Origin of the sequence: Flavobacterium acetivorans, assembly GCF_020911885.1 — a bacterium.
Lineage (GTDB): Bacteria > Bacteroidota > Bacteroidia > Flavobacteriales > Flavobacteriaceae > Flavobacterium > Flavobacterium acetivorans.
Map to the genome: position 1 here is coordinate 2,953,591 of NZ_CP087132.1, position 21,754 is coordinate 2,975,344.

Sequence of the window (21,754 nt, forward strand, 5' to 3'; positions counted from 1 at the left end):
ATTATTCGTATTTTAAATAGTGTAAAACATCCACTCTTGTGGCTTGATAGGCTCTTGATAAGACTACCAAAAGGGTCAAAAACAGTAAACCGATAAATCCAATTATAAATGGATAAATAGAAATATCAATTCGATAAGCAAAATTATCTAACCACTGGTTCAGCAAATAATACACCGGAAATAAAGCAATCCCAAATCCGATTACACTAAAAATGACATATTGCTTGGAGAGTTCTTTCAGCAAAACATTAGTTTCGGCACCAAGGGTTTTTCGGATGGCAATTTCTTTCATTCGCCTTTCAATAGAATAGGAAGCCAAGGCAAACAACCCAAAAAGGGCGATTAGAATTACGACTACATTCAACAAAGAGAAAAGGTTTTTTTGTTTTACATAGGTTTTATACGTTCGCTTGTAGTTTTTATCAATAAAACTATATTGAAAAGGGTAATCAGCATCCACATGTTTAACCCAAAATTTTTCTATATCAGCGATTGTTTGTTCGGTATCATCTGATTTTATTTTGACATAAACATGATTGATGTTTCCAATCATCCAATCGATAGTTTTGAAGTGAAAAAACACCATTGGCGGTATTCTGCCCTGTGGGCTATAGAGGCTAAAATCTTTGACAACTCCAACAATTTTAAGATTGCTCCCGTTCCAATTGACCATTTTCCCAATTGGATTATTCTCGTTCATCATCTTTAAAGCAGTCTCGTTCACCATCATTGAATTAATGGTATCGGAAGCAATTTTTGGATTCAAATAGCGACCCTGGGCCATACCAATTTTCATCATTTCGAGCATGCCAAAATCAATTCCTATATTTTGCCCCTGAATGTTGATTCCTTTATAACTAAAACTCGAAGAAGAATCGTTTCCTCCACCAAATTTGAATGCTCCGGTTGCTACTTGCTCTACTCCTTTGATTTTTGAAATTTCTGTTTTTACCGTTTTGTAACGATTGAAGATCAGTTCTTCTGCATTTTTTGCATTTCGAATGGCTTCGGGTTTAAAATAAAAGATTTCTAAAACCTGTTCTCCCGAGAAACCTAGGTTTTTATTACTTAGATAACGGACTTGTTCAAAGACGATATAGGAACCAATAATAAAGAAAGAGGCAATAGCAAATTGTAAAATCAGCATGCCGTTTCGCAGCCATACACCACTTTTGCTTCTTGCAAAATTTCCTTTTAAAACCTTTAAGGATTCAAAATTAGAGACATAAATGGCTGGAAATAGACCTGCACAAATGATTGTAATTAAAAAAATGAATGCAATTTGCAGGTAAAACTGACTTCCATAGATGATTAATTCTTTATCCAAGAACTCATTATAGTGCGGTAATGCCAGTTCAACAATGACCAGCGCCAGTAAAATAGAAATGGAAACCGTAATTACAGTCTCAAATAAAAATTGCTTGATGATATCCAACTTTGAGGCTCCAACAATTTTTCTCACGCCTACTTCTTTGGCACGACGAATGGCATTGGCTGTAGCTAGATTGACATAGTTCACAATGGACAAGATTAAAATCAAAATTGATAATCCTAACATGATTAACAAAAACTGATAATTCCCTTTACCTTCGGGTGATCCTTGTCCTAAGGTATGCAACCTCGAAACAGAAAGCGGTTCTAGAATGAAATTGAAAGTGCCATACTTCTCCTGATATTCTTTTGGACTAATTCCTTCTTGTTTTGCTTCTTTTAGTATTTTATTCTGATAATAAATTGCATTCAGTTTAGCCGAGAGTTGACTCGTTTTTGAAGGATCTTTTAATTTGATATACCAACCAGAGTTAAAATTACCCCAGCTATTTTGGTCTAAGTCTATTCTTGCCTTCATGTTGTTGACCACAGCATCAGGAGCTATAGAAGAGTTTCCTGTAATTTTGTATACCGCAGTGACCGTTAAAAATTGGTTTTCAAATTGAATTTGTTTGCCTATTGGATTCTCAGCTCCAAAAAAAAGTGCCGCTGTTTTTTCACTCATTGCCATACTATTTTCGTATTGCAAGACCGTTTTTGGATTTCCTTTCACAAACTCAAAAGGGAAAAATTCAAAAAAATCATTCTGACTGTTGAACAGTTTTTCAATAATTATTTTTTTGCCATTGTACTTATAAAGTGGTGATTGGTACCAATTTTCGCAATACAGCATCTTTTCAATAGTAGGATCATTTTTTAAAAATGGGGCAAATGTCACTGGTGCATTTGTCCAAACATTATTTTCCCCTAAATCGACTAAAACTTGAAAAACGGTATCTTTCTCTGGATTCCATTCGTTGTAGCTGTGTTCGTCATTCCAATATAGTATAGCGAAAATCAATCCCGCAACTCCTATAGCCAACCCTAAAACATTCAAAGCCGTAAAGAGCTTGTTGTTTTTGGTGTGATATAAGAATATATTAATCCAGTTTTTTAGCATAATTCTAGTTGTTGGAAGTAGTTACTAAAACATCTACATTTCTACGATTCAATTTTTCAGAAAGTACAATTCCATCCTTCATCAAAATAGTTTTCTGTGAAAATGAAGCGTCATAATCAGAGTGCGTAACCATTAGGATTGTGGCGCCGTTGGTATGTAAATCGGTTAGTAATTCCATTACTTCGTTTCCATTTTTACTATCCAAATTTCCTGTAGGTTCATCGGCAAGAATAATTTTGGGATCATTAATTAAAGCTCTTGCCACCGCCACACGTTGTTGTTGTCCTCCGGAAAGTTGTTGCGGATAATGTTTCAATCGATGTGAAATGTTCAGTTTTTGAGCGATTGCTTCTACTTTTTGTTTTCTTTCTGATGATGGCACTTTGTTGTAAATTAGCGGTAATTCGATATTATCATAAACTGATAATTCATCAATCAGGTTGAAATTTTGAAAAATGAAGCCAATATTTTCTTTTCGAACCTTTGATTTTCCTTTTTCTTTCAATCCAATCATTTCCTGATCCAGCAATTGATAACTCCCTCCAGAGGCGCTGTCAAGCAGTCCTACAATATTTAACAGAGTGGATTTTCCGCTTCCTGAAGGACCCATAATGGAGACAAAATCACCTTGATTAATGGTCAAGGAAACATCACTTAGGGCTTTTGTTTCAATTTCTTCTGTTCTAAAAATTTTCGAAAGGTTTTTAATGTTGATCATAATTATTGTTCGTTTTTTGATTGATGTTTTTAAAATTGTTTAATCGTTTAATTGATATTCTATTACATTCATAATTTACAATTCATAATTCATAATTGTTTTTCTTTATTCTAAGTTCAAAACTTCTGATAGTTTATAATCTTTATAAGAGGAAGCAATAACTTTATCTCCTGGTTTTAATCCGTCTAAAACTTCATAATAGAGCGGATTTTCTCTTCCTAATTTAATAGCTCTTCTTTCAGCTTTATTTCCGTTTACAACAAATATCCATTTGCCATTGGTCTCTTCATTGAAGCTTCCTTTCGAAAGTAATTTTGTCTTTGTTTTTTCGGATAAATTTAATTTTACTCCAAAGCTTAATCCTTGCTTTAAATCCATTTTATCTGTAACGATAAAATCTAATTCCACTTGAAATCTGCCATTTTTTACTTCCGGAATAACTTTCGTAATCTTTACATCGATGGATTTGTTTTCAAAATCTACCGTTCCTTTTTGGTTTTCCGAAACTCTGTCCAAATAAAACTCATCAACATCAGCCACTAATTTATATCCTTTTTGGTCGTCAATAAAACCAATGCTGGTGTTTTGGGCATAGGTCTTTCCCAGTATCGGTTCAAATGATGAAAGTCTTCCGGAAATTGGCGCTGTAACCAAAAAATTCTTTTTATTAGTTCGCAGAATTCCGAGACTTTTGTTCATAATACCAATCGATTGATTGAGTTGTCCAATCTGAATTTGATTCGCCTGTTTTTCCTTGCTCACACTTTGTTTGATGATACTCATTCGCTCTTTTTGAAAACGGTAATTTTCTTTGGTTTTTTCCCATTCGCTTTTAGCGAGAATCTCCTGCTCAAAAAGATTCTTATTGGTGTCCAATAAATTTTTAGCATCCAGATAATCGTGCTCAATCGCAATCAAATCTTTGCCTAAATTCAATTCCTGATTTCTTAAATCGAGTTTGGCTTTGTTCAGATTATTTATCTGTTCAATAATAGCCGTCTCCTGTTGCATATAAGCTAATTCAGCATTTGGATTGTATAATCTTGCCAACGATTGCCCTTTGGTAACCATATCTCCGTTTCCGACAAATATTTCCTGTACCGCTCCGCCTTCAATTATATTAATCAACATTGAATTTACAGGAACCGCTTTGGCCTGAAAAGACATGAAATCTTCAAAGAAACCATCTTCAACTGTTTTGATCGTAATTTCTTCTTTTTTTACATTCAGACTTCTTTTTTTGGTAGCCGATGTAAAAACGATATAACCCAAAACTAAGATAATGGGCAATGCGATTATTAGATACTTTTTTTTGTTATTTTTACTTTTGATTATGGTGTCCATTGTTGCTTATTTGTTGTAGATAAAGTGATTATCGTGCCGAAAAATTAAAATTTGTAACTGCCTTATTTATACCTTTTTATTTTTAATGCTATTTTTAAGCTGTCCATTATTGGACATCTTTTGTCCGCAATCGAACACTAATGAAGAAAACAAACGCCTCCATTTTAATCATAGACGACCAAGAAGACATTCTTTTTGCTTCTAAAATGTTTCTTAAAAAGCATTTTGAAAACATTTTTACGCTGAACAACCCAAAATTGGTGGTCGAATTATTGGCAAAAAATACCATCGATGTCGTTTTATTAGACATGAATTACAGAATAGGTTTTGAAGATGGCAGAGAAGGATTGTATTTGCTGAAAGAAATAAAAACGCTTTCGCCAAAAACGGTTGTTATTTTAATGACAGCCTTTGGTAAAGTGGAAACTGCGGTTGAAGGTTTAAAATCGGGTGCTTTTGATTATATTCTAAAGCCTTGGGAGAATCAAAAATTGCTCAGTGTTGTAAAACAAGCTGTCGATATAAGTCGGAAAGAACAGAAGAAATCCAATCCTGCCGAACCGATTGCTCGTTTTTTTATTGGCAATTCGGATGCGATAAAGAAAGCCTATTCATTGGCAGATAAAGTGGCGAAAACGGATGCGAATGTTTTAATCCTTGGCGAAAACGGAACCGGTAAATTTGTTTTATCGCATCATATTTACAGCCAGTCCGACAGGAAAAATGCTCCTTTTATTCATGTTGATTTGGGTTCTTTGAATGCGAATATTTTTGAAAGCGAATTATTTGGCTATGCCAAAGGTGCTTTTACAGATGCCAAAACTGATACTCCGGGGCGTTTTGAAATGGCTCAAAATGGGACTATTTTTTTAGATGAAATAGGAAATGTTCCCTTGCATTTACAATCTAAACTGTTGCAGATAATCCAAACCAAAACCGTTACCCGATTAGGTGAATCAAAACCCAGACCGTTGAATGTTCGTATTATTAGCGCGACGAATCTAAATTTAAAACAAGAAGTGGCCGATAAAAACTTTAGAGAGGATTTATACTACCGGATTAATACGATGGAAATCATCTTGCCCCCTTTGCGGGAACGAATCGAAGATAAACTGCCGTTAGCCGAATATCTTCTGCAAAAAATGATGGACAAATATGAGCGAAACGAAATTACTTTTGATAAAAAAGTAATAGAACCAATAGAAAAGCACGCTTGGAATGGTAACATTCGCGAAATGGAAAACCGAATAGAACGCGCCGTGATACTTTGCGAAAATAATCTCATCACGGTTTCCGATTTGGATTTGGAACAGATAACTATTTATGAAGAAAATCTGGAAGATATCCAACTTTCTTCAATTGAAAAGGCAACTGTCGAAAGAGCACTTCTTAAAAACAATAATAATATCAGTAAAACAGCGGAAGAATTAGGCTTGTCAAGAGGCGCATTATACAGGCGTTTGGACAAATACAACATCAGTACCAATTAATATGTTTAAATCCTCAAAAATATATCACCAGCTTTTTTTACGATTGATTTTTATTATCCTCTGTTCAGGAATTTCAATCTTTATCTTTTATGACAAATTGGTTTTTACCACTTTGTTTGTAGTTTTCATCATTAGCTTACTTATCATAGAAATGTATTTTTATATTAAAAGTGCTTTTTCGCTTTATGAAAGAACGATTAGTGCCATATTAAGAAATGATTTTACCTCTGATTTTTCTAAACATAAGGCGTATAAAAACTATGCTGACTTGTTTCATTTATATGAAAATCTGAAAAACAAACAAAAGGAAGAGGTTTCAAAAGACATCGTTTACCGATCGATTTTAAACACGATAGAAACCGGAATTATTATTTTACAAAAGCAGGAAAATGATTGGAATATCTTTTTGATGAACGATTATTTTTCTGAACATTTTGATGTGCCAAAAGTTTCGAAATGGAAATATCTGAAAAGTCAGTTGCCTTCTTTGTGTACAATTATTGAGGAACAGGATTTTCAGGAAATTAAAACATCATTAGAGATACGGGTAAATCAGCAAGACACACAAACATTTGTATTGCAGACTTCGAGAAGTGCAATTTACAATCAGGATTATTTTGTTGTATTGCTGGATTCAATTCAGAATGTAATAGAGAAAAAAGAGAAAGAAGCCTGGGGTAATTTAATGAAAGTGATTTCCCATGAATTATTAAACTCGATTACACCTATTCGATCGCTTTCGCAAAATCTACACGAGCTAGTCCAACAAGAAACCATTTCATCAGAAGATTTAGACGACATGAAAACCAGCGTGAGCACGATGTTGAGACGAAGTGATCATTTGCAGCAATTTGTGGAAAGTTATCGAAAGTTGGCCATGTTGCCTACACCTAAAAAAGAAAGAACGAGTCTTAAGAACTTAATTTACAGCTGTTTTAAAATCATGAATCCACTTTTTCAAAAAGAAGAAATCGAAGTTGTGAATGCTATTTCTGATAGCAATAATTGGTTGGAAATAGATTTAAAACAAATGGAACAAGTATTCATCAACTTATTGACCAATTGTATTTATGCTTTAAAAGAGAGCGAAAAAAAACAAATATTTATTTCGGCTGAAACCAAAGAGAACAGGACTTTTATCACTATTGCAGACAATGGAAAAGGCATTGAACCCGAAATAGAAAATAAAATATTCTTACCGTTTTTCACCACCCGAAAAGAAGGAGCCGGCATTGGGCTCACCTTGTCTAAAAATATTATCGAAGCGCATGGCGGTTATCTCGCCTATAGAAAAAATGAAGATGATAAAACTACTTTTGTGATTTGCCTTATAGTTAACTAATTGTATCTGCTAAAATCGAAAAACACGTTTGCTAGCGGGAAATTCCGGTGAGCTGTAGCCTTCTTAAAATAAGAATTATCCTCTTTTTATATTGGCATTTTGTTATATTTGATAATAATACAACGGAGGCTATTCTGATACGTTGTTGGAAAACATTAAAAAACAAACCCTAAGAACAGCATTTATGAATAGATTATTGCTAATGTTTATTACATTTTTAACTTTGACTTCTTGCAATATACAAAGGGAATTCTACGAAAATGGGAATCTCAAAGCAAAAGGAAAAATCTCTAATAAACTAAAAAAGGGAAAGTGGAAACTTTTCTATGATAACGGAAATTTGTTTCAACTTGGAAATTACTCCAATGGAAAGGAAATAGGCGAATGGAAAATATTTCACGAAAATGGTAAATTGAGACAAATTGGAAAATTTAATAATGGGAAACAAACTGCTGAGTGGAATTTCTTTCACTCCAACGGAAATCGAGAAGGAATTGGCACTCTTATAGATGGGAAAAAAGTTGGAATTTGGAAATGGTATCACCTCAACGGTTCCATCTACACAGAAAGGGAATGGAATAATGGAAAACTAGTTCAAATTATATCCTGCTACGATGGGCAAGGTACCAGACTAGATAAAGGAACTTTATCTAACGGAAATGGCACAATGAAACTATATGATATCAACGGAAAGTTGCTAGAAACAATACGTTATGAAAATGGCGAATATATAAATTAACGATTGCTGACAGCCTGTAAAAATAACGTTTAAATTATTTATAAAGTATTGCTTGTATTCACAAACAAAATCAACACAGGAAGAACGATAGGATTTTAATGATAATCTATTTAAAATCTACTGTCTGTATATTGTTAGAACTGGGCAGTCTTATATTTTTGTTGTACTAATTTTGTTAAGGCCGTTTCAGTTGTGGAATCCAATTGTTGTGAGGCAAAATGTTTCCACATCCCATCGATATAAATCAATAATAGTTCTGCTTCCAAAGTTGGATTCTCATACTTTAATTTCGAAAAAATGACTATTAATTTTTCATAGCAAGGCTTCATGAAAGTATCATGGTATTTTTGAGAAATCAAATTGAGTGCAATGATTTTATGTTGCATTCTCCAAAAATCGGGATGTGAATCCACTAAAATTCTGGGAACCTCAACAATTTTTAAAATGTATTCTAATCCGTTTTCATTATTCAAATAATTAGAAATTAATCTTGTGGCCTCTTGATAACCTTGTTTGATAATTTCCTCTAATAATTTTTCTTTGGTACCAAAATGCTTAAAAATCAAAGCCTCAGAAGTTTCCGCCTCAGAAGCTATTGATTTTGTAGAGGTAGCCCGCGCTCCATTTTCTGTAAAGAGTTTAAGAGCCGCGTCGAGTATGTCTTTTTTTTTGCTCATCAGTAAATTATTTAGATTGCGAGCGTTTTTATATTTTTAAACTCTTTCAATGATTACCGCATACCCTTGTCCAACACCAATGCACATGGTTGCCAAGGCATATCGCTTTTCTAAACGTTGCAAGGATAAAGCAGCGCTGTACACTATTCTGGTTCCTGACATTCCCAATGGATGTCCCAAGGCAATTGCTCCTCCATTTATGTTAACTCTAGTATCATTATCTTGAAGTCCTAAAGCTCTTGTACAGGCCAAACTTTGAGCTGCGAAGGCTTCATTCAATTCAATAATATCGATATCATTCAATGTCAATCCGGCTTTCGCCAAAGCTTGTTGCGTTGCCGTAACGGGGCCAATTCCCATAATTCGAGGTTCAACACCCACCACAGCCGAACTTACGATTCGGGCTAAGGGTTTTAAATTGTATTTTTTTACTGCTTCGCCAGAAGCTATAAAAGTAGCGGCAGCACCATCATTCAATCCCGAAGCATTACCGGCAGTAACCGTTCCGTCTGCCTTAAAAGCGGGTTTTAATTTAGCCAATGTTTCTATAGTTGTGCTCGCTCTGACGAATTCATCTTCAGAAAAAACAATCGGTTCGCCTTTTCGCTGCGGAATACTAACGGGAATAATTTCTTGTGCCAAGACACCATTTTCTTGTGCTTTTGCCGCTTTCATTTGTGAATTGTAAGCGAAAAAATCCTGATCTTCCCGACTGATATCATACAAATCCACTAAATTTTCGGCGGTAATTCCCATAGGATCTACGCCATACATCTGTTTCATTTTTGGGTTTACAAAACGCCATCCAAAACTGGAATCTTCCATTTTAGAATCGGTTCCATACGCTTTTGATGCTTTTGAAATCACCAAGGGGCCATGTGTCATGTGCTCTACTCCACCGGCAATAAAAACAGCGCCATCTCCCGCTTTAATAGCTCTTGATGCTCCAATAATTGCCGACATTCCTGAGGCACACAGTCTATTAACCGTTTCTCCCGGAACCGTAACCGGTAATCCTGCCAGCAATGAAGCCATTCGAGCTACATTGCGATTGTCTTCTCCGGCTTGATTGTGACAGCCTAAAATAACATCATCAATGGCATCGGGTGGAATATTTGGATTTCTATTTACTAATTCCGCAATAACAATTGCGGCTAAATCATCTGCTCTGACAGCCGAAAGTGTTCCGCCAAAACTTCCTATTGGCGTTCGGATTCCATCTATTATATAGGCTTCTGTATTCATTTTTATTGCTTTTAAATTATAATTCTTCTTGTGGAATATTTGCTTTTTTTCTCCAATAATTAATTACTGTCGATGTACTAATGGTAATCGATAATCCAATAAAACAGCCCGTTGTTACTGATATAAACCGTTCTACCGCTCCTATCCATGACATTTGCGTCTGTTCATGAATCAATACAATGATGAGTGCCACAATGGCGGTTCGCGCCACATTCATTAGATTAAAAAAATAACAAGTGGCTATGGAAAGTATTATACCCAATAATAACATATAGACATTGGGTGCATGAATAAAAAAACAAAGCAATCCTATTCCGGAGCCAATTAGGTTCGATTTAAACCGTTCAATCGATAAACGCCGCGCATCTTTTGCTTCGGGCGAAATCACCAAAATAATAGAGAGCAGAGTCCAATACAGTTCATATTCGGGGAAACTCAAATACAATTGATAGCCAATTAAAAACCCAATAAGGCATTTGAACCCATAAATAATTAAATCAGACCCGATACTGTAGCGTATTAACTTGTTTAGCATTCGATTAGGATTAAAATTAAAAGACTAAGATAATTCTATTCTATCCTTCTTTTTATGCTAATTGTTCTACAAATTTTGCTTCTGTTCTTTCCCGAACTTCATCTAAAGTTGCTCCCGGCATTAATTCTATTAAAGTCAATTTGTCATCAATATATTTGAAAACGGCCAATTCCGTAATTACCATATCTACCGACCCTAAAGTCGTTAAAGGCAGGGTACATGTCGGTACAATTTTAGAACTTCCGTCTCTGTTGTTGTGATTCATGGTAATAATCAGCGTTTTTGCTCCTGAGGCCAAATCCATTGCGCCGCCAACTCCCAATAAAGGTTGTCCGGGAACAGCCCAATTGGCAAGATTGGCATGCTCATCCACTTCTAAACCGCCCATTACAGCAACATCAACGTGTTTTCCACGAATCATAGCAAAAGAGTCTGCACTGTCAAAATAACTGCTTCCCGGTACTGCCGTAACTGGAATTTTCCCTGCATTAACAGGATAATTCATTGCTCCTCCTCCATCTACAGGTTCTGGACCAACACCTAACATTCCGTTTTCAGTGTGTAAAATAACACCGTGTTCGGGTGTAATTAAATCCGCTACTAAGGTTGGAATTCCGATTCCTAAATTGACTACATCTCCTTCTTTCAATTCCTGTAACGCGCGTTTAGCCATATTCATACGGTCTTCGCTTACTTTTTTTCCTTTACTCACCGATGCTGATGAACCTAAGTCTTCCAAAGTAAGTGTCGCTTGAACCAAGTAATCGATGTAACATCCTGCTGTGTGAATGTAATTGGGATCTAAAGTGCCTTCCGGTACGATTTCTTCTACTTCAGCAATAACTAAATCTGCTGCTGTTGCCATAGCGCGATTGAAATTTTGCTCTGTCATACGATAGATCAAATTCCCAGCCGTATCCGCTTTCCACGCTCTGATAAAAGCTACGTTTCCGCGAATTCCTTTCACAAAAACCTGTTCAACACTATCAATTATTTTGGTTTCTTTCCCTTCTGCAATAGGCGTTCCGGCTGCGGTTGGCGTATAAAAACCACCTATTCCTGCCCCTCCGGCTCGTAAGGCTTCTGCCAAAGTTCCTTGCGGTATCAATTCATATTCCACAATTCCATCCTGAGCCGCTTTCACCGCTTCGGGATTAGAGGTGAAAAAAGAACCAATCATTTTTTTTAATTGTCCGTTTCTTAACAAACGTCCGCCCCCAATTCCCGCTTCGCCTACATTGTTTCCAATAAAAGTGATGTTTTTAGTTTCCGTTTTCGATAAAGCATCCATTAAATGGACTGGATTTCCCGTCATCCCAAAACCACCTTGCAATAAGGTATCGCCATCTTTTACAAATGCTGCAGCTTGTTCGGTTGTTATTTGTGGAACTGTTTTCATTATATATTTTTTAATTTTTAATAAATTCAATAAGTAGTTTTGTAAAATCATCAGCTTCTTCAATATTTGAAATATGAGCTGTTTTTAAAGCAGCCAAAATCGAATTTGGGATTTTTTCCATTAGAAAATCACCATCTTTTATGGTTGTTACCAAATCCTCTGTGCCGGAAATAATTAAGGTTGGCGCTGAAATTTTGGAAACTTCAGCTGTAAAATCAGCATCCCGAACCGCGGCACAACAAGAAATATATCCGGCCAACGGCGTTTGTACAAACGTTGCTAAAACCGCATCAACCTCCGCTTTATTTTCTGTAACAAATTCAGTTGTAAACCAGCGCTCTTGGGTTCCTGAAACGATACTGTTCAAACCATTTTGTCGAACGGCGTCTATTCGGGAATTCCAGCCTTCTTTGTTTCCAATTTTTACGGCAGTATTACAAATTATCAGTTTGTTCAAGCGTTCTGGTGCGTGAATTCCGAGCCATTGTCCGGTCAATCCGCCAATAGACAATCCGCAGAAATTTACTTTTTCGATTTTCAGATAATCCAATAAATCCAATACATCCTTCCCCAGCATTTCAATAGAATATTCCCCTTCAACAACTTTGCTTTTTCCATGACCTCGAGTGTCGTAACGTAAGATATTGAATTCCTGACCCAGCAATTCCACTTGTTTATCCCACATCGTCAAATCAGTTCCCAATGAATTAGAAAAAACAATAGTTTGCTCTTTCTTGAAATCATCAAATACGTAATTCAATGTTGTATGCTGCATTTTTATTTTTGACATTATTTCATTTTTATATTAACCCAAATCGCCACCAGCAACCGGAATTGTAATTCCTGTGATATACGAAGCCTCATCAGATGCCAGAAAAAGTATGGCTGAAGTTTGTTCTTCAATAGTTCCGTAGCGTTTCATTAAACTCGATTCGGTCGTTTGATTGGCTACTTCTTGTCTCCATATTTTTTCCTGAACCGAATCTGGAGTTTCATTGCGGGGAATCAAGCGTTCTGGAGCTTCGGTTCCGCCTGGCGCAACTGCATTAACCCGAATATTTTTCTCAGCATATTCAAATGCCATAGCGGCTGTGAGGGCATTTACACCCCCTTTTGCAGCAGCATAAGGAACCCGATTAATTCCTCTGGTAGCCACCGAAGAAACATTCACGATTACCCCTGCTTTTTGTTCCAACATTACTGGAAGAACGGCACGACAGCCCCAAAGCGTTGGGAAAAGGGAACGCCGAATTTCTTTTTCTATCTGATCTTCTTCATAGCTTGCAAAAGGTTTCATCCAGATGGTGCCTCCCACGTTATTAATCAAAATGTCTATTCTTCCAAACTTTGCAACAGCTTGTTCCACTACCGATTGAAAGCCTGAGAATTGCTCCAAATCGGCAATGACTGCAAGTGTTTTATTTTTTTGGTCTTCACTCAATTCTGAAGTTATCTCCTTTACAATTGGAGAGCGATCAATTAATACAACCGAAGCGCCTTCTGCTAAAACTTGCAGGGCAACGGTTTTTCCGATTCCTTGAGCGGCACCGGTAACAAGGACTACTTTTCCTGAAAATCTATTGGAGTGAATCATTTTTAGTATTTAAAAATTATGCTTTTACACTTTCCTGCCCCGTTGGAACAAATTTTTCCATGTAAAAATTAACATGTTGAATGGCCTCTTTGTCAAGTGTCGTTTTTACCGCTTCAACCATCGCATTGGGTCCGCAGATATAAATATCGTAGGCTTTATCACCCAGAAGCTCTTTGTTAATCCATTGGGTAACAAATCCTTTATCATGTCCTTCGGCTTGTTCATCAGAAGTACAAGTGAATAGTTGTAATGGCATAATTTCACTAAACGCTTTCAAACGTTCCAATTCCACCACATTCTCCCTAGTCGTAGCTCCGTAAAACAAATGAATTGGTGTCGTATTATTTTCTGCTTTTAGCTTTTCAAGCATGGCCATAAAAGGAGCGATTCCTGTACCGCCTGCAATAAAGATTAAATCACGTTGAACCTCTCTTAAATAAAAGCTCCCCAAAGGAGTTACAATATTTAATTCCCCACCTACAGTTGCCTCATTTTTTAAATAAGTACTCATCAATCCTCCGGGAACTAATTTGATTAAAAACTCCCCTTCAGCTGTATCAGGTTGTGAACTGTATGAATACGATCGGGTTTGTGAAGTTCTCGGAACCTCAATATTTACATATTGTCCCGGAAGAAATTCGAAAGAACTCCCGTCAGCAGCACCTAGTTTTAATTGGTATATTTCTGAAGACAATCGGTTTAATTCCTTGATTTGGGTCGTTATGGCTGTAGATTTTACTTTACAAGCAGCTGAACTGGCCAAAATATCCACCACAAGGTCTGATTTTGGTCTCACTTGACAAGCAAGCGCAAAACCCGCTTCGGCTTCTTCATCTGATAAGGCTTCTTCGATATAGTCTCCTGCATCAAAAGTTCCTGATCTCATTTTACATTTACAAGTACCACAAGCGCCATCAGCGCAATCTAACGGAATGTTTATCCCCACACGATACGCCGTTTCTGCCACGGTTTCATTGGGTAGACTCTCTATAAATCGGGTAAGTCCGTCCTCAAAATTTAATGCTATTTTTGCCATTATTTTTGTTTAAATATGATATATGTCAAGCAGTTGTCGAATGTAATCGTTCTTCAGAATGACCTTTTTATTGGTGATTAAAAAGGAATCTCCCTCTTTTTTCAAAGTATAAAAGGAAGTACCAAAAAACTGATCCAATTTATTGTATCGGAAACTCAATGTATTCCAGTTGAAACGTATTTTAACCTCCTCCTTATTTTCTTCCAAGATTTCAATATTTGAAATCATGTGATTCGTTCTGGTATCTGGTAGTGTAGCGCTAGAACGTTCCGTTCTGATTCTGAAAATCCGATCTTCCAATCCGTAACGATTTGGATAATAAATCAGCGAAACTTCTGTTTCATGATTGGTTGTTAATTTATCTTCATCGTCCCAACAGGGCATCCAAAATTCCACATTTTCATCATATAACTGGAGCCATTCATCCCATTGTTTGTCATCTAAATATCTTGCTTCCTGATAAACAAATGCTTGTATTTTCTCGTAATTACTCATTTTGCAAAATGTTTTCTTTGTTAATCAATTCCTCTTTGTCCAAAGCTGCTGCCAAAGTTTCAGCCCAATACTGGTGTTGCATCAGGAACAATCCTTCGTCTTCCGTTCTGATTCCGCTTAATTTTGGATTGATTCCCATAGCAATAGCATGTTCATCAGGACCATAAACCCAATTCTCAGCACCACGGCTGACATCGTTCCAAGGCATCGTTTTCGATAAATAACTTTCTTGGCAGGATCTAAATTCTTCCAAATCATCAGGGGTTCCCATTCCGGTCACATTGAAGAAGTCTTCATATTGGCGAAGACGCAAAGCTCGGTCTGCCGCAGCTTCATTTTTCGGAGCAAAACAATAAATAGTTACTTCTGTTTTATCTACGGCAATAGGACGGCATACCCGAATTTGGGTAGAAAACTGATCCATCAAATACACATTGGGATAAAGAGCCAGATTGCGTGTTTCATTGACAATAAAATTGGTTCTTTCTTCGCCAAGAGTATTATTTAGTCGATCCAACTGACTGTACAATGGTCGCACTTCCGGATTTAGCATCTTGGTCCAAAGCAGCATATGGCCATTTTCAAAACCATATACTCCACCCACACTTTTTGACCAGCCGTTTGGATCTACCGCTTGCACTCCTTCTTCTCTACGGTTCCCCATAGTAGCCACATAATTCCAATGTACCGAACTTACATGGTAGCCATCGGCTCCATTTTCCATTTGTAATTTCCAATTGGCGTCGTAGGTATAGGTAGATGATCCCTTTACTACTTCCAATCCAAATTCAGACTGGTCTACCATTTGATCGATAATCAGTTTGGTATCTCCCAAGTATTCTTCCAACGAAGAAGAAGCCGGATTTAGGCTGCCAAATAAAAATCCTTTGTAGGATTCAAACTTGGCTATTTTTTTTAGATCATGTGAACCATTAGTATTAAATCCTTCTGGATATCCTGCATCTTTTCCATCTTTTACTTTTAATAATTTGCCCGAATTATTAAAGGTCCACCCATGAAAAGGACAGGTATAAGTTGATTTATTTCCTTTTTTATAACGACAAAGTTGGGCTCCTCTATGGCTGCACGCATTGATAAAAGCATTCAATTCACCTTCTTTATTGCGTGAAATGAAAATGGATTGTCTGCCAATATGAGTCGTAAAATAATCGTTCAATTCTGTAATCTGACTTTCATGTGCCAAATACACCCAATTGTTTTCGAAAATATATTTCATTTCCAATTCGAACAACTCCGGATTGGTAAAGGATTCTCTGTTATGACGATACAAACCTTTTGCAACGTTGTGCTCCAATAGGCTTTCTAGATATTCTTTATTTAATTTTCCCATTTCTGTTGTTTATTAGTAGTCATAACCGATCCGCTCCGGAGTTATTTTCGAGAAAATCGATTCGATTTATTCCTTCTCTTGGGGTTCTTCAGATTCGAAAAATGGTAATAGACCTTTTATTAAGTGATTATGCTACAGATTCGGCTCTTAATCGTTCTACTTCAGCATCATGAATTCCTTCCACTTCTTTGTGTAAAGTGAAGTCGAAATCGATTGAGGAAAATGGCTTGTCTAATCCTTTTTCTTTGATTTTCTCCGCATCCGTAATTACGCTAAGATCCGGAACTAAACCTTCACGGGTTGCGAAAGCAAAATCATCCCATAAGTAAGGATCTCCTTCAAAATTAATTTGAGTTGTCAGTTTTCTAAACGCTGGTGCTGAAACAAAGAAATGAATGTGAGAAGGACGATTTCCATGACGGCCAATAGCACTTAAAAGTGTTTCCGTTGAACCACCTGGAGGAACTGCGTAGCCAGAAGGAAGAATACTGCGGAATTGATAGTTTCCAGCTTCATCCGTTACTATTGTTCCGCGTAAATTGAAATCACTTTGCGATTGGTCAAAATAAGAATAATTCCCTTTTAGGTTCGCATGCCAAACTTCAACTAATGCATTTGGAATTGGATTATTATCTTCATCCAAAACTTTTCCTTGCATGAATAAAATTTCCCCTTGCTCTACTTCAGTTCCATCGTCTATGCGTGCAAAACCCTTTGATTTTGGTGCACCTGCAACATAAAGTGGCCCTTCAATCGTTCTTGGTGTTCCTCCTGTTATTCCTGCCGCTTCTTCTTCTTCATCCATGCGCAAGTCCAAGAAATGTTCTATTCCTAATCCCGCTGCAATTAAACCATATTCTCCATTTTGACCCGCTTGCGTTAAGAAATTAACTGCTGTCCAAACTTCATCCGGTTGGATGTCTAAATCTTCGATGGTATAAAACAAATCACGAAGGATTCTGTTTACAATTGCTTTTGCTCTTTCGCTTCCCGCTTCTACTTTTTCAGTACTCTCAATTTTTTCGAGTAATCCGTCTATTTGTGCTCTAGTCATGATAGTGATTTTATAATTTATGATAGTTTTTTTGATTATTTGATAGCTTACAATTCTCCTTCTTTAATAGAAGAATAATGTTTGCATAATGATTTTACTTCAATTTCCATAAACGGAAAAAGGGGTAAATTGCTCAGAATCTCATGAAGTTCCGCCGGACTTTCTACATTGAAAATACTGATATTGGAATACTTCCCGACGATTCTCCAAATGTCAACCCATTTTCCGCTGCGTTGCAAATCTTGGGACATTGCTTTTTCTTTTGCTTTTAATTCGTTTACAAAATTCACATCTAAATCATGCGGAATTTTTACGGTCATTTCTACGTGGAATAACATAATGCTGATTTTTATTTACGTTTATATTGATTGAGTTTATCTAAATCTAATTCCAAGCCTAAACCCGGACCTTGTGGAATTTTCATCGAAGCATTTGAAAATTCTACTTTGGTTTTTACAATATCATCCGTTAACAATAACGGTCCGAAAAGTTCCGTTCCCCAAGACATTGTTTTCAAAGTACTAAAAGCATGCGCCGAAGCCACAGAACCGATTGTTCCTTCCAATAATGTACCGCCATACAAACTGATATCAGCAGCTTCTGCAATCGCAGCCACTTTTAAAACATTATGCAATCCGCCTGATTTTCCTATTTTTAATGCAAAAACATCGCCTCCTCTTATTTTAGCTAATTTGTAAGCATCGGAACTATCGTTCAAGGCTTCATCGGCCATGATAGGCACGGTAAACATTTTGGTCAAACGAGCCAAACCTTCAAAATTTTCTTTAACTATGGGCTGTTCAATCAAATCAATTCCAGCTTCTTGAAGTTTAGCAATACTGATTTTTGCGGTGCTTTCGTCCCAAGCCTGATTTACATCTACCGTTACTTTTGCTCTGTCTCCCAACGCTTTTTTGATAGCAGCAACGTGCGCAATTGAAATTTCCGGAGCTTGCCATCCTATTTTTAATTTGAAAGTAGTGTGTCTTCCAATGGCTAAAAGATGTTCGGCTTCTTCAATATCCTGTTGTGTATTTCCGCTGGCCAAAGTCCATAAAACGGGTAAAGTTTCGGTAATTGCACCTCCTAATAAAGTAGCGACAGAAACACCCAATCGTTTTCCCTGCGCATCTAGAAGTGCTGTTTCAATTCCTGATTTTGCAATTCGGTTGCCCTTAATGTTTTTTTCAATCCAAAACATGGCTTTGTGAATATTGGTAGCATCCTGACCCACTAATAAAGGAGCAAAATAAGTATCAATATTGAGTTTCATACTTTCCGGAGATTCCTCTCCATAACTCAATCCCCCAATGGTTGTTGCTTCGCCAATTCCTTCCATTCCATCACTGCAGAACAAACGAATGATAACCATCGTTTGTTTTTTCATCACCGTCATCGAGAGATGATGCGGGCGAATGGTTGGCAAATCAACCAAGATGGCTTCAATTTTTTCAATAGTAGGCTTATTCATTTCTTAGTATCTATATTTATATGATTTCGACAGAAGTGAGTACTTACTCCTATATAATTGAGCGCTCACTTACTGTTTGATTATCACAAATTTAGAACTAAAGGCAGGGTCAAAAATTGGATAAATTTGTTATTAATGAGACAAATCAAACAAATAGACAAAAACATAACCATTTGTTTATAATAGCTTTAAATATAAAAAAAAGACAAAAAAGACCTGTTTTCCTTTAAAAAGTAGGACAAACGAGATCTTTTGCTGTAAAATGGAAAATAAAATTGTGAAAACCGCTTCATCAGTACGACTTATCACTATCTCATTTTCATAATTGAGGAGGTAAAAGACCAATGGGAAATTATTGGCCTGCTACTTGATTTCTGTATTCTTTGGGAGTGGTTCCGCTTTTTTTCTTAAACAAACGGGTAAAATAAGCCGGATCTTCCATATCTAATTCATAGGAGATTTCGGCAATTGTCATATCAAAATTGCGGAGATAAATTTTAGCTTCGTCAATAAAAAAATTAATGACAATGTCTTTTGGCGATAAACCGGAAACATCCTTACAAATTCGGTTGAGATGTCCGCTTGAAATATTTAAACGGCTAGCATAGTCCTCAATACTTATTTTAAAAGACTTTTGTTCCTTTATCAATTGAACAAAGCGTCGGTAATATATTTTATTTTTATTATCTGAAACATTAATAACAGATTTAGTTTCAAATATACGATACAAACGCAACAGCATCATACCTACCAAGTAGTGTAAAGCATATTGTTTCCCTGGCAAATCATCATAATATTCCGAAATGCATTTTTGGATAGTAGCAAAAGTATCGGTGATTAATTTATCGTTTTCGTCCAGTTTTGAAATATGAATTTCGTCTATCGTATTGATGATATCCGTATCGAGCTTTAACATGTTTTCCAATGACTTATCATAAAGTGAGATAACCCATCCTTTAGTATCAGCATTCATGCGCAATCCATGACTGCTGTTCTTTGGAATAGAAAAAAAAGAAAGGCTCTCTACAATGGTACTTCCGCCATTAATTATTAATTCCAGAGAACCGCTTTCGACAACAAAAATTTGGAAAAGTTCACTGTGGGCATGAGGTTTAATATACCATTGGTGGCGTTTTGCAGTCATTTCCATAGGAGTAATATGAATAATATCCCTAACCATATCGATAGAGCTATCACCATAAATTCCCTTAAAAAATAATTTATTTCCCATGTCTGCCTATCCGTACTTTTTTATTGTCTCTAAAGGTAAGCTAAATTTGAAGGTACTCCCTTTTCCGAATTCGCTTTCTGCCCAGATTTTTCCTTGGTGTTTTTTTATAAATTCGCTGCAAACCAATAATCCCAACCCGGTTCCACTTTCGTTTTCTGTTCCTCTTTGGGTGACTTTTTTGTCAATTTTAAACAATTTTTCTTTTATTTTATCAGGAATTCCTATACCGTTGTCTATGATAGATACCTCAACTTTTTGAGGGTATTTTTGCAACTTTACAACTATTTCACCCTGTTTTTCTGTAAATTTAATTGCATTGGTCAGCAAGTTGCGCACTACGGTATCAATCATGTTTTTGTCTGCCTCAATTTCGATCAGTTCAGTCGCTTCAAACGAAAGGCTAATGTTTTTATTTAATGCTATATTTTTATTCAGTTCAATATTTTCTTTGATTAATGTGTTTAATGCTACTTTTTTCGGACTGTAATCTATCGTTCCAGTTTGCACTTGTGACCAATCCAAAAGATTTTCGAGCAATTTGTAGCTGTTTTTGTTCGATTCATGAAGCATTTCTATAATTTCTATAATTTCTTCACGATTGTAATCCTCAATGTTATTGGCTACTATCTTGGACAGCTCGACTGATGATCCCAATGGTCCTCTCAGGTCATGGGCAATGATAGAAAAGAACTGGTTTTTGTCTTTTAAAAGTTTCTGGATCTTAAGTTCTTGCTTTTCTTTTACAAGCAATAAAAAACCAACCGTACCAATAAGAGTGAGTAGAAACAAGCAAATATTATAAAAACTCTCAAAAACACTAGATGAAAAAAAGTATTTCTGTGGATTCAAATAAATATAAATCATTCTTAAAACAATCAGTATTTCAAATCCGGCATAGCAAAGCCCGTATAAAAGCCGGAAAAAATTGTGCTTCTTTTCCATAAAATAGCCAATGGTTGGTGGCAAATAAATGGCAAACAATCCAATAGACACAACTAATATGCGCGTGTTAACCGTACTCTCTAATAAGGTTGCCATATTGAAAAGCAAGGCAGCTGCAAGAGTAATCCCTATTTGTAAACGATACCGTTTTCTTAATTTTGATTTGAGCATCGCTGTTATCGCTATCGTTTCATAACAAGCTGACGATAAAATAATCATATTGGCTATATTGATAGAGACAAAATCAGGAACTATACCTCGTAAAAGCAGCATGAGCCATCCTAAGGTCATTAATAGTTTTCCATAAGCAAACCATTTTAAGACTTTTCTGTTCTCTGTGGTAGCATACGAAAAGGAATAACTAAAAATAAGAATACTGATAAACAAGTTTGCCCAAAAATAGAGTTGAAAAACGGTTTTTGGATCTAACGGTAAAAATTGAAACATTATAGATTTTAGTGTGTTAAAGAAAAAAAAGCATGTTTCAAATATACAAATTTAGGATACAATCAAGAGTGCTGTAAGTGCATAATTCTATTTTTAGGAATCCGGCAAATCACTTTGACAACCAATGCTGCACCTCCACGAAGTGCTTTGCTGCTTTCTTTGTTAAAATAGAATAGTCTCTGCTTTTTTTCATTGGATTATAAAATGAGGTGG

Annotated in this window: 20 protein-coding genes; 3 read left to right on the top strand and 17 right to left on the bottom strand. The window is 36.2% G+C overall.

Annotated elements, in window-relative coordinates:
* Position 1 precedes the first annotated feature (1 nt).
* The 3 genes from LNP19_RS12765 to LNP19_RS12775 all read right to left on the bottom strand — a co-directional run bounded on the left by LNP19_RS12765 (position 2) and on the right by LNP19_RS12775 (position 4,493).
* Positions 2–2,431, bottom strand: a complete 2,430-nt coding sequence (locus tag LNP19_RS12765; RefSeq protein ID WP_230062299.1) for an ABC transporter permease — start codon at positions 2,429–2,431, stop codon at positions 2–4.
* Positions 2,432–2,435: 4 nt separating this feature from the next.
* Positions 2,436–3,149, bottom strand: a complete 714-nt coding sequence (locus LNP19_RS12770; protein WP_230062300.1) for an ABC transporter ATP-binding protein — start codon at positions 3,147–3,149, stop codon at positions 2,436–2,438.
* Positions 3,150–3,254: 105 nt separating this feature from the next.
* The gene (locus LNP19_RS12775; RefSeq protein ID WP_230062301.1) at positions 3,255–4,493 is read right to left on the bottom strand and encodes an efflux RND transporter periplasmic adaptor subunit; all 1,239 of its coding nucleotides are present in this window, start codon (positions 4,491–4,493) and stop codon (positions 3,255–3,257) included.
* Between the two features lie 140 nt (positions 4,494–4,633).
* On the opposite strand from LNP19_RS12775, the gene LNP19_RS12780 reads away from it, so the two are divergent.
* From LNP19_RS12780 to LNP19_RS12790, 3 genes are all read left to right on the top strand, one after another.
* On the top strand, positions 4,634–5,983 hold the full coding sequence (locus tag LNP19_RS12780) for a sigma-54-dependent transcriptional regulator (RefSeq protein WP_230062302.1): 1,350 nt from the start codon (positions 4,634–4,636) through the stop codon (positions 5,981–5,983).
* Positions 5,984–6,134: 151 nt separating this feature from the next.
* Positions 6,135–7,325, top strand: a complete 1,191-nt coding sequence (locus LNP19_RS12785; protein WP_230062303.1) for a sensor histidine kinase — start codon at positions 6,135–6,137, stop codon at positions 7,323–7,325.
* A gap of 184 nt (positions 7,326–7,509) precedes the next feature.
* Positions 7,510–8,064, top strand: coding sequence for a toxin-antitoxin system YwqK family antitoxin (locus tag LNP19_RS12790; RefSeq protein WP_230062304.1), 555 nt, complete (start codon positions 7,510–7,512; stop codon positions 8,062–8,064).
* 134 nt (positions 8,065–8,198) lie between these two features.
* On the opposite strand, the gene LNP19_RS12795 is transcribed toward LNP19_RS12790, so the two are convergent.
* The 14 genes from LNP19_RS12795 to LNP19_RS12860 form a co-directional block, all read right to left on the bottom strand.
* The gene (locus LNP19_RS12795) at positions 8,199–8,741 is read right to left on the bottom strand and encodes a TetR/AcrR family transcriptional regulator (RefSeq protein ID WP_230062305.1); all 543 of its coding nucleotides are present in this window, start codon (positions 8,739–8,741) and stop codon (positions 8,199–8,201) included.
* Between the two features lie 36 nt (positions 8,742–8,777).
* Positions 8,778–9,986, bottom strand: a complete 1,209-nt coding sequence (pcaF, locus tag LNP19_RS12800) for a 3-oxoadipyl-CoA thiolase (protein WP_230062306.1) — start codon at positions 9,984–9,986, stop codon at positions 8,778–8,780.
* Positions 9,987–10,002: 16 nt separating this feature from the next.
* Positions 10,003–10,521 carry an FUSC family protein gene (locus LNP19_RS12805; RefSeq protein WP_230062307.1) on the bottom strand — a complete coding sequence of 173 codons (519 nt, stop codon included), beginning with the start codon at positions 10,519–10,521 and terminating at the stop codon, positions 10,003–10,005.
* 52 nt (positions 10,522–10,573) lie between these two features.
* Complete coding sequence (locus LNP19_RS12810; protein WP_230062308.1) at positions 10,574–11,920, bottom strand: 3-oxoacid CoA-transferase; 1,347 nt, start codon at positions 11,918–11,920, stop codon at positions 10,574–10,576.
* A 10-nt stretch (positions 11,921–11,930) separates the two neighbouring features.
* Complete coding sequence (gene pcaD, locus LNP19_RS12815) at positions 11,931–12,710, bottom strand: 3-oxoadipate enol-lactonase (RefSeq protein WP_230062309.1); 780 nt, start codon at positions 12,708–12,710, stop codon at positions 11,931–11,933.
* A gap of 15 nt (positions 12,711–12,725) precedes the next feature.
* Positions 12,726–13,514 carry a benzoate diol dehydrogenase BenD gene (gene benD / locus LNP19_RS12820; protein ID WP_230062310.1) on the bottom strand — a complete coding sequence of 263 codons (789 nt, stop codon included), beginning with the start codon at positions 13,512–13,514 and terminating at the stop codon, positions 12,726–12,728.
* A gap of 16 nt (positions 13,515–13,530) precedes the next feature.
* Complete coding sequence (gene benC / locus LNP19_RS12825) at positions 13,531–14,550, bottom strand: benzoate 1,2-dioxygenase electron transfer component BenC (protein ID WP_230062311.1); 1,020 nt, start codon at positions 14,548–14,550, stop codon at positions 13,531–13,533.
* Between the two features lie 9 nt (positions 14,551–14,559).
* Complete coding sequence (gene benB / locus LNP19_RS12830) at positions 14,560–15,045, bottom strand: benzoate 1,2-dioxygenase small subunit (RefSeq protein ID WP_230062312.1); 486 nt, start codon at positions 15,043–15,045, stop codon at positions 14,560–14,562.
* Positions 15,038–16,396, bottom strand: a complete 1,359-nt coding sequence (locus LNP19_RS12835) for an SRPBCC family protein (protein ID WP_305070139.1) — start codon at positions 16,394–16,396, stop codon at positions 15,038–15,040. Before LNP19_RS12835 ends, benB begins: the two co-directional genes overlap by 8 nt.
* Before the next feature lie 127 nt (positions 16,397–16,523).
* Positions 16,524–17,450 (bottom strand): catechol 1,2-dioxygenase, encoded by a 927-nt coding sequence (catA, locus tag LNP19_RS12840; protein ID WP_230062313.1) that lies wholly within the window; start codon positions 17,448–17,450, stop codon positions 16,524–16,526.
* Between the two features lie 47 nt (positions 17,451–17,497).
* Positions 17,498–17,788: a muconolactone Delta-isomerase gene (gene catC / locus LNP19_RS12845; RefSeq protein ID WP_072945105.1), complete on the bottom strand. Its 291-nt coding sequence runs from the start codon at positions 17,786–17,788 to the stop codon at positions 17,498–17,500.
* Between the two features lie 11 nt (positions 17,789–17,799).
* A complete protein-coding gene (locus LNP19_RS12850) occupies positions 17,800–18,921 on the bottom strand; it encodes a muconate/chloromuconate family cycloisomerase (protein ID WP_230062314.1) in 1,122 nt (373 codons plus the stop codon).
* Between the two features lie 352 nt (positions 18,922–19,273).
* On the bottom strand, positions 19,274–20,152 hold the full coding sequence (locus LNP19_RS12855) for an AraC family transcriptional regulator (protein ID WP_230062315.1): 879 nt from the start codon (positions 20,150–20,152) through the stop codon (positions 19,274–19,276).
* A gap of 6 nt (positions 20,153–20,158) precedes the next feature.
* The gene (locus LNP19_RS12860) at positions 20,159–21,541 is read right to left on the bottom strand and encodes a sensor histidine kinase (protein WP_230062316.1); all 1,383 of its coding nucleotides are present in this window, start codon (positions 21,539–21,541) and stop codon (positions 20,159–20,161) included.
* Between the last annotated feature and the right edge of the window lie 213 nt (positions 21,542–21,754).

What these genes read in the sequence shown, in the direction of transcription:
- LNP19_RS12765 (WP_230062299.1), bottom strand. Translation starts at nt 2,431, where the DNA reads ATGCTAAAAAACTGGATTAATATATTCTTATATCACACCAAAAACAAC.
- LNP19_RS12770 (WP_230062300.1), bottom strand. Translation starts at nt 3,149, where the DNA reads ATGATCAACATTAAAAACCTTTCGAAAATTTTTAGAACAGAAGAAATT.
- LNP19_RS12775 (WP_230062301.1), bottom strand. Translation starts at nt 4,493, where the DNA reads ATGGACACCATAATCAAAAGTAAAAATAACAAAAAAAAGTATCTAATA.
- LNP19_RS12780 (WP_230062302.1), top strand. Translation starts at nt 4,634, where the DNA reads ATGAAGAAAACAAACGCCTCCATTTTAATCATAGACGACCAAGAAGAC.
- LNP19_RS12785 (WP_230062303.1), top strand. Translation starts at nt 6,135, where the DNA reads ATGTATTTTTATATTAAAAGTGCTTTTTCGCTTTATGAAAGAACGATT.
- LNP19_RS12790 (WP_230062304.1), top strand. Translation starts at nt 7,510, where the DNA reads ATGAATAGATTATTGCTAATGTTTATTACATTTTTAACTTTGACTTCT.
- LNP19_RS12795 (WP_230062305.1), bottom strand. Translation starts at nt 8,741, where the DNA reads ATGAGCAAAAAAAAAGACATACTCGACGCGGCTCTTAAACTCTTTACA.
- pcaF (WP_230062306.1), bottom strand. Translation starts at nt 9,986, where the DNA reads ATGAATACAGAAGCCTATATAATAGATGGAATCCGAACGCCAATAGGA.
- LNP19_RS12805 (WP_230062307.1), bottom strand. Translation starts at nt 10,521, where the DNA reads ATGCTAAACAAGTTAATACGCTACAGTATCGGGTCTGATTTAATTATT.
- LNP19_RS12810 (WP_230062308.1), bottom strand. Translation starts at nt 11,920, where the DNA reads ATGAAAACAGTTCCACAAATAACAACCGAACAAGCTGCAGCATTTGTA.
- pcaD (WP_230062309.1), bottom strand. Translation starts at nt 12,710, where the DNA reads ATGTCAAAAATAAAAATGCAGCATACAACATTGAATTACGTATTTGAT.
- benD (WP_230062310.1), bottom strand. Translation starts at nt 13,514, where the DNA reads ATGATTCACTCCAATAGATTTTCAGGAAAAGTAGTCCTTGTTACCGGT.
- benC (WP_230062311.1), bottom strand. Translation starts at nt 14,550, where the DNA reads ATGGCAAAAATAGCATTAAATTTTGAGGACGGACTTACCCGATTTATA.
- benB (WP_230062312.1), bottom strand. Translation starts at nt 15,045, where the DNA reads ATGAGTAATTACGAGAAAATACAAGCATTTGTTTATCAGGAAGCAAGA.
- LNP19_RS12835 (WP_305070139.1), bottom strand. Translation starts at nt 16,396, where the DNA reads ATGGGAAAATTAAATAAAGAATATCTAGAAAGCCTATTGGAGCACAAC.
- catA (WP_230062313.1), bottom strand. Translation starts at nt 17,450, where the DNA reads ATGACTAGAGCACAAATAGACGGATTACTCGAAAAAATTGAGAGTACT.
- catC (WP_072945105.1), bottom strand. Translation starts at nt 17,788, where the DNA reads ATGTTATTCCACGTAGAAATGACCGTAAAAATTCCGCATGATTTAGAT.
- LNP19_RS12850 (WP_230062314.1), bottom strand. Translation starts at nt 18,921, where the DNA reads ATGAATAAGCCTACTATTGAAAAAATTGAAGCCATCTTGGTTGATTTG.
- LNP19_RS12855 (WP_230062315.1), bottom strand. Translation starts at nt 20,152, where the DNA reads ATGGGAAATAAATTATTTTTTAAGGGAATTTATGGTGATAGCTCTATC.
- LNP19_RS12860 (WP_230062316.1), bottom strand. Translation starts at nt 21,541, where the DNA reads ATGTTTCAATTTTTACCGTTAGATCCAAAAACCGTTTTTCAACTCTAT.